The organism is Lachnoclostridium sp., from assembly GCF_031997925.1.
Taxonomy (GTDB): Bacteria; Bacillota; Clostridia; order Lachnospirales; family Lachnospiraceae; genus Lachnoclostridium.
On record NZ_DAMADT010000015.1, the window covers coordinates 82,736 to 89,125 of the forward strand.

Annotated in this window: 8 protein-coding genes; all 8 read left to right on the top strand. The window is 37.5% G+C overall.

The annotated features are described in order from the left end of the window. The first annotated feature begins 11 nt into the window (after positions 1-11). The 8 genes from RTP52_RS11380 (at position 12) to eutH (ending at position 6,309) form a co-directional block, all read left to right on the top strand. Positions 12-1,499 carry an acetaldehyde dehydrogenase (acetylating) gene (locus RTP52_RS11380; protein WP_312371372.1) on the top strand — a complete coding sequence of 496 codons (1,488 nt, stop codon included), beginning with the start codon at positions 12-14 and terminating at the stop codon, positions 1,497-1,499. Positions 1,500-1,566: 67 nt separating this feature from the next. Further along, complete coding sequence (gene eutM, locus RTP52_RS11385) at positions 1,567-1,857, top strand: ethanolamine utilization microcompartment protein EutM (protein ID WP_312107053.1); 291 nt, start codon at positions 1,567-1,569, stop codon at positions 1,855-1,857. A 108-nt stretch (positions 1,858-1,965) separates the two neighbouring features. Then, on the top strand, positions 1,966-2,763 hold the full coding sequence (locus tag RTP52_RS11390) for a cobalamin adenosyltransferase (RefSeq protein ID WP_312107055.1): 798 nt from the start codon (positions 1,966-1,968) through the stop codon (positions 2,761-2,763). A gap of 95 nt (positions 2,764-2,858) precedes the next feature. Further along, positions 2,859-3,596, top strand: coding sequence for an ethanolamine utilization phosphate acetyltransferase EutD (gene eutD / locus RTP52_RS11395; RefSeq protein ID WP_331661401.1), 738 nt, complete (start codon positions 2,859-2,861; stop codon positions 3,594-3,596). A gap of 45 nt (positions 3,597-3,641) precedes the next feature. Beyond that, a complete protein-coding gene (locus tag RTP52_RS11400) occupies positions 3,642-4,364 on the top strand; it encodes a hypothetical protein (RefSeq protein ID WP_312371374.1) in 723 nt (240 codons plus the stop codon). 30 nt (positions 4,365-4,394) lie between these two features. Continuing rightward, positions 4,395-4,655, top strand: a complete 261-nt coding sequence (locus tag RTP52_RS11405) for a EutN/CcmL family microcompartment protein (protein ID WP_330694485.1) — start codon at positions 4,395-4,397, stop codon at positions 4,653-4,655. Continuing rightward, positions 4,648-5,202 (top strand): BMC domain-containing protein, encoded by a 555-nt coding sequence (locus tag RTP52_RS11410; RefSeq protein ID WP_312107586.1) that lies wholly within the window; start codon positions 4,648-4,650, stop codon positions 5,200-5,202. Before RTP52_RS11405 ends, RTP52_RS11410 begins: the two co-directional genes overlap by 8 nt. Before the next feature lie 12 nt (positions 5,203-5,214). Continuing rightward, entirely contained in the window at positions 5,215-6,309 is a 1,095-nt protein-coding gene (gene eutH, locus RTP52_RS11415) for an ethanolamine utilization protein EutH (RefSeq protein WP_312371378.1), read from the top strand. Positions 6,310-6,390 lie beyond the last annotated feature (81 nt).

A 6,390-nucleotide genomic window follows, 5' to 3' on the forward strand; every position in this document is an offset into this window, starting at 1 on the left:
GGAGACGGCGGATGGAGTTACAAGAGAAAGATTTAATGTCAATACAAGAAGTCCGTTTGCTTTTAAAAACAGCAAAGGAAGCCCACAAGATACTATCAACTTTTAATCAGGAACAAATCGATCGTATCGTAAAGGCAATTACAGAGGCATCTTTAAAGAATGCAGAACGACTTGCTAAGATGGCAAATGAAGAAACAGGATTTGGTATCTGGCAAGATAAAGTAGTAAAAAATGTCTTTGGTTCTATGGGTATCTACGAAGCAATAAAGGATATGAAAACAATCGGTATTCTTCGCGAGGATAAAAAGAATCAAACGATGGAAATTGGTGTACCGGTAGGTATTGTTGCAGGTATTATACCTTCCACCAATCCAACTTCTACCATTATGTATAAAACTCTAATTTCAATTAAAGCAGGTAACTGTATCGTATTTTCGCCACATCCTGGCGCAAAAAAATGTATCTTGGAAACAGTTAAGATAGTTAGTGAGGCCGCTGAAGCAGCAGGATGCCCAAAAGGTGCCATATCCTGTATTTCCATTCCAACAATGGAAGCTACGAATGAGTTGATGAAACATAAAAATACAAACCTCATCCTAGCGACTGGTGGCTATGCAATGGTGAAATCTGCATACTCATCTGGTACACCTGCTATAGGTGTTGGAGCTGGTAATGGTCCAGCATTCATCGACAAAACGGCGAATGTAAAATTAGCAGTAAAGCGTATTATGGATTCCAAAACATTTGACAATGGAACCATATGTGCCTCAGAGCAATCTGTAATAGTGGAACGCTGTATGGAACAGGCGGTAAAAGATGAATTAGCAGCTCAAGGGGGCTTTTTCTTAAACGAAGCTGAGTCAGAAAAATTAGCACGTTTTATCTTACGCGCCAATGGAACGATGAATCCACAAATCGTTGGTAGATCGGTATCTCATATTAGTAAACTTGCCGGTTTAACAACGGTACCAGCAAATGCAAGAGTGTTAATTGCAAAGGAAACTAGAGTCGGTGATGAAGCTCCATATTCCAGAGAGAAATTAGCTCCAATCTTAGCATTCTTTGTAGAGGAAACTGTAGATGATGTTATAAATAAAGTGGTGGAGATACTAAGTTTTGAAGGAATGGGACATACCTTTACCATGCACTCTACCAACGAAGAATTAATCAAACGATTTGCTTTACGCGTACCAGCTTCTAGAATCATAGTAAACTCAATGGGTTCACTAGGTGGCGTTGGAGGCTCTACAAATCTTTTCCCTGCACTAACTCTTGGCTGTGGAGCCGTAGGAGGAAGTTCTTCATCTAATAATATTGGTCCAATGGACTTAATTAATATAAAACGAGTAGCATTTGGAGTAAAAGAATTAGAAGATATTAAAAAAGATGCTACGAATCTCCTAGGTGATACCAAATCTTCTTGTTGCGGTGCATACGGCAATGTGAATACAGAATTGGTAGAGGAAATTGTAAAAAGAATTATGAAACAACTAATATAAACATTAAAATGTAGAATAATAGTATATGAGCACGTAACTGTTCTCTGAATAATAGGAGGAAATCAATATGTCGAATACAAATGCACTTGGAATGATTGAAACAAAAGGTTTAGTTGGCGCTATAGAAGCAGCAGATGCTATGGTAAAAGCAGCCAATGTATCTTTAATCGGTAAGGAACAGGTAGGTGGAGGTTTGGTAACCGTTATGGTACGTGGTGATGTTGGTGCGGTGAAAGCTGCGACAGATGCAGGTGCTGCGGCAGCAGAACGTGTCGGTGAATTGATTTCCGTACACGTAATCCCAAGACCTCATTCTGAGGTGGATGCAATTCTTCCTCATGCGCGTACACAGGCATAGCTATTATCTTAGAAAAAGAAAAGTAACTTCTTTGGTGATGTGCCTTACTAGTGCCGGGATGTACCCGGCACAATAGTATTAGGTAGTTAAGATAATGGTGAGGTTAGAATGGCGCTAATTACAGAACAAGATATTCGAAAGATGGTTAGTGATGGTCTTTTAAAGGAAAAGGGAGAATTTCATTTGGGGAAGGATACCATACTAACTCCTTCTGCTAGAGCCTATCTTTTAGAAAAGAACATTTCGCTTTTAGGTCGGGATCATCCTAGTTTGGATAACTCAAATCAAGCCAAAACAGTTGAATCGGAAGACAAGACAGAGAAGAAAAAGAATCATTCCATTGATGCAAATGCTGGATTTGATACAGTTTTTGGTGTTCATTTGGATGAAAAACCTGAGCATATGACACATCTTAGGGGAAATCTGTTGGTGTTTAAAGATCATAAACGAATTATACTTCGTGGTGCAATAGATTATCTGGAATCAGAAATTATCATTGCTCAAACCGTTTCCGAACGTTTACAAAAGCCAAAGCTAACCAAGGATTTAGAAGAAGTGATTCGTTTCATTCGTAAGCTATTACAATGTGAAATCACTGGTGAAGCAGTAGGCGATTTTATGCTAGCGGGTTTTAATGAAAAAGATCTTCGTGAACAATCGTATCATCCAAGTAAATATTTTGGAATGAAACATTTCCTTCCTACCTATCAGCATGGTGAGATGACCGCGTATTTAAATAAATTAAGAACACTTACAAGAAAGACTGAAATTGTAGCATTTAAAGCATTTAAAGCGGAGGATGGAACGATAACCAGAGAAGATATTATTAGAGCGTTTAATCGTTTATCATCTTTCTTCTGGATAATGATGTTTAAATATTTGACTGGAAAATATGATGAAGTGTGACGAGAACTTCTAAGGAGCCAAAAGACGCCGACTAAGAAATTCTGAAATTTCACACGTTTCATGTATTTCAAGAAGCAGCATAGATAGGAGGAAGAGTGAAAGATGATCATTCACTCAGCAAGTTTGACTACGCCAAACTTGAGCCATTCGCTACTCCTAAAAAAGTCGTAGCATGGAGGCTATGTATGTTAGCACAAGCAAACATTAATATAGAAACAATTGTTGATGCAGTTATAAAGGAGCTAAAAGACCAGTTATTTATTCTGGTAGAAGCATCTGGTAGACATGTTCACTTAAGTAGAGAGGATTTAAACACATTATTTGGACAAGGTTATCAGCTCACTCCTGTCAAAGATTTATCACAGCCTGGTCAATTTGCCTGTGAGGAAAGAGTAACCATAACAGGACCTAAAAACTCATTACAAAATGTAGTCGTATTAGGACCGGAGAGGAGTAAATCTCAGGTTGAAGTATCATTAACGGATGCTCTAGTACTTGGGATGAAGGCGCCTGTTAGACTTAGCGGTGATATTAAGGATACACCAGGTATCAAAATAACAAATCCTAAGAATGGTGTTTCAATAGAAATAAAAGAAGGACTTATTGTTGCGAAACGTCATATTCATATGACTCCAGAAGATTCGAAACGTTTTCATGTATCAAACGGTGACTCTGTAAAAGTAAAAGTATTTGGAGATCGACCAATGATTCTAGAGGGTGTTGATATACGAGTTGATAAAAATTTTAGCACTGCAATGCACATTGATTATGATGAAGCGAATGCCTGTGGGTATACGAAAGATACTAAGGGTATGATTATTGTGGATGAGTAAAATGTTCGCATTGTTCTTTTGGAAAATAAGAAAAGAGTTGAGTATATGTATGAAGATATTATTGAAGAAGTTATAACTGAAGTTCTTCATCGTCTGTCGGAGTATGAAAATACTTGCATTAACAAAAAAACATTGTTAGTATTATCGGATGAGTCTTATCCATTATCGGAGGTAATCACAAAAGAATACAATTTGTTAACTCCAGATCTTTCGGGTAACCAAAAAGTAGTCGAGCTTAATACCATGGTTTCCTGTGCAGAGGTGATTTTGATTACCGGGGTTACTGCAAAACAATTAGCAGGTCTTGCTTTATTATGTGGAGATGGGTATTTAGAAGAAGCCATTCGATACGCTCATATGCTAGGAAAAACAATCTTTGTACTTGAGGAGGGGCTAGAATATCGTTCCTACAAGGCAACTGCACATAAAGCATTTTATCGCAAGTTGTTGGAGTATGAGGAATGCTTAAAACATTATGGCATTTTATTTACAACAGAAAGTGTATTTCCATTTTATGAAAAGCAAGTAAAACAATCAACTCTACGAAATCAATCAGGAGATTTTAAAAGTAATACTTCCTATACGATGGAAATAGGCGGAGCTACAGAAGGACGATTAGAACTTAAGAAAAAGCTTATTTTAGAAAAAGATTTAATGGATTTAAATGTGAAATCACAAACAGCGATATGCATTGAAAAGGGTAGTATCGTTACACCTAGTGCACTCGATTATGCAAGAGCACATCGAATGCGATTTATAAAAATGTAATGGAGGCGCAGACAATTGGAACTTGGCAAGGTGATCGGGAGCGTTTGGGCTACTAAAAAAGATGAAAAATTAAACGGAAATAAGCTGCTGGTAGTTCAACTTACAGATGCTTACGCCAAGCCAACCAAAGGGTTGATAGTTGCTGCGGATATAGTAGGTGCAGGAGCAGGAGATCAGGTCCTTGTTGTTCGAGGAGGTTCGGCTCGGTATGCTTTATCAGCACCTAGTTCCCCAGTTGATGCGGCAATCGTTGGAATTGTTGATTCAGTGGTGGTAGAAGAAAATGAATAAAAGTATCGGTGCATTAGAATTTATCAGTATCAGCAGGGGAATGTATGTGGCTGATGCCATTGTAAAAAAGGCTGAGGTAGAAATTATATATTTTAAAACCATATGTCCTGGAAAATTTCTCGTCATTGTCTCTGGGGATGAAGGAGAAGTAGATACTGCAATTGATTATGGAGTGAATATAGCTGGTAAAACATTATTTGATAGTTTTAAAGTTCATGCAGTATCACCGGCTATCATTGAGGGAATACGATCTAAATATGATCCTGTAGAGAAGTTAGACGCTGTGGGTATTGTTGAGACAAGAAAAGTATGTACCGGTATAAGAGCCTTAGATATTGCATTAAAAGCTGCAGATGTTAAGATACTACGAATTTATCTGGCTTTTTTCATTGGAGGAAAATTTGTATTTGTTATAACAGGTACGATTAGCAGCATCGAACATGGGATAACCGCGTGTAAACAGCTGTTAAGTGAAGGGGAGCAGGAAAATATAGCAATTATTCCTTCTCCGAGTAGAGATATCCTAGAGAATTTATTAAAACGATAAGGAGGTGTTTTCATGAGTGTAAATGAAATAATTGTTTATATCATGGTTGTATTTGCAGTACTTGGTGCAATCGACCGAATTATTGGTAATAAATTCGGTCTTGGTGAAAAATTCGAAGAAGGTATTCTTGCTATTGGCTCCTTAGCTATTTCAATGGTTGGTATTATCGCTCTTGCACCTGTACTTGCAGATCTTTTAAAACCGGTCATTGTTCCGGTATTTAGCTTTTTAGGTGCAGATCCTGCGATGTTTGCTGGCACATTATTAGCATGTGATATGGGTGGTGCACCGCTTGCAGATGCACTTGCACAAACACCAGAAGCTGCTATGTTTGGAGGTTTGATTGTAGGTTCAATGTTAGGACCTACTGTCGTATTTACGATTCCTGTTGGTCTTGGTATTATCCGTGATGAGGATCGAAGATATTTGGCAACCGGTGTTTTAGCAGGTGTTGTTACAATTCCTATTGGAGCATTTTTCGGTGGTTTAGTTGCGGGATTCCCATTAATGATGATAGTTAGTAACCTAATTCCTATCATTATCATTGCTATTTTAATTGCACTTGGACTTTGGAAATTCCAAGATGGAATGATTAAAGGATTTACGATATTTGGTAAAATCGTTGTAGCTGTAATCACTTTCGGTTTAGCTGTTGGTATCGTACAACAATTAACTGGACTTACAATTATAAAAGGTATGGCTCCTATTAGTGAAGGCTTTAAAATAGTTGCTGATATTAGTATAGTTCTTGCAGGTGCATTTCCACTGGTTTATGTAATAACAAAAGTATTTAAGAAACCTTTAATGGGGCTTGGTAAAGTACTTGGAATGAATGATGTTGCGGCAGCAGGTATGGTAGCTTCTTTAGCAAATAGTATTCCAATGTTTGGTATGATGAAAGACATGGATAACCGTGGTAAAATCTTAAACGTTGCTTTTGCAGTTTCAGCAGCCTTTGTTTTTGGTGATCACCTTGGATTTACCGCTGGTTATAATTCTACTATGATTTTACCAATGATTATAGGTAAGTTGATTGGTGGTATCACTGCATTGTTTGCGGGAATCTTTATTGCGAATAAAACGTTAAAACATGAAAAATCGAAATAGGTATTATCTAGTTTAGTCAACTTATGGTAGCCTATTGATAAAAGCAATTCTTAATTTATAGATAAGATACAGGAGATTGTA

What these genes read in the sequence shown, in the direction of transcription:
- RTP52_RS11380 (WP_312371372.1), top strand. Translation starts at nt 12, where the DNA reads ATGGAGTTACAAGAGAAAGATTTAATGTCAATACAAGAAGTCCGTTTG.
- RTP52_RS11400 (WP_312371374.1), top strand. Translation starts at nt 3,642, where the DNA reads ATGTATGAAGATATTATTGAAGAAGTTATAACTGAAGTTCTTCATCGT.
- RTP52_RS11390 (WP_312107055.1), top strand. Translation starts at nt 1,966, where the DNA reads ATGGCGCTAATTACAGAACAAGATATTCGAAAGATGGTTAGTGATGGT.
- RTP52_RS11410 (WP_312107586.1), top strand. Translation starts at nt 4,648, where the DNA reads ATGAATAAAAGTATCGGTGCATTAGAATTTATCAGTATCAGCAGGGGA.
- eutM (WP_312107053.1), top strand. Translation starts at nt 1,567, where the DNA reads ATGTCGAATACAAATGCACTTGGAATGATTGAAACAAAAGGTTTAGTT.
- eutH (WP_312371378.1), top strand. Translation starts at nt 5,215, where the DNA reads ATGAGTGTAAATGAAATAATTGTTTATATCATGGTTGTATTTGCAGTA.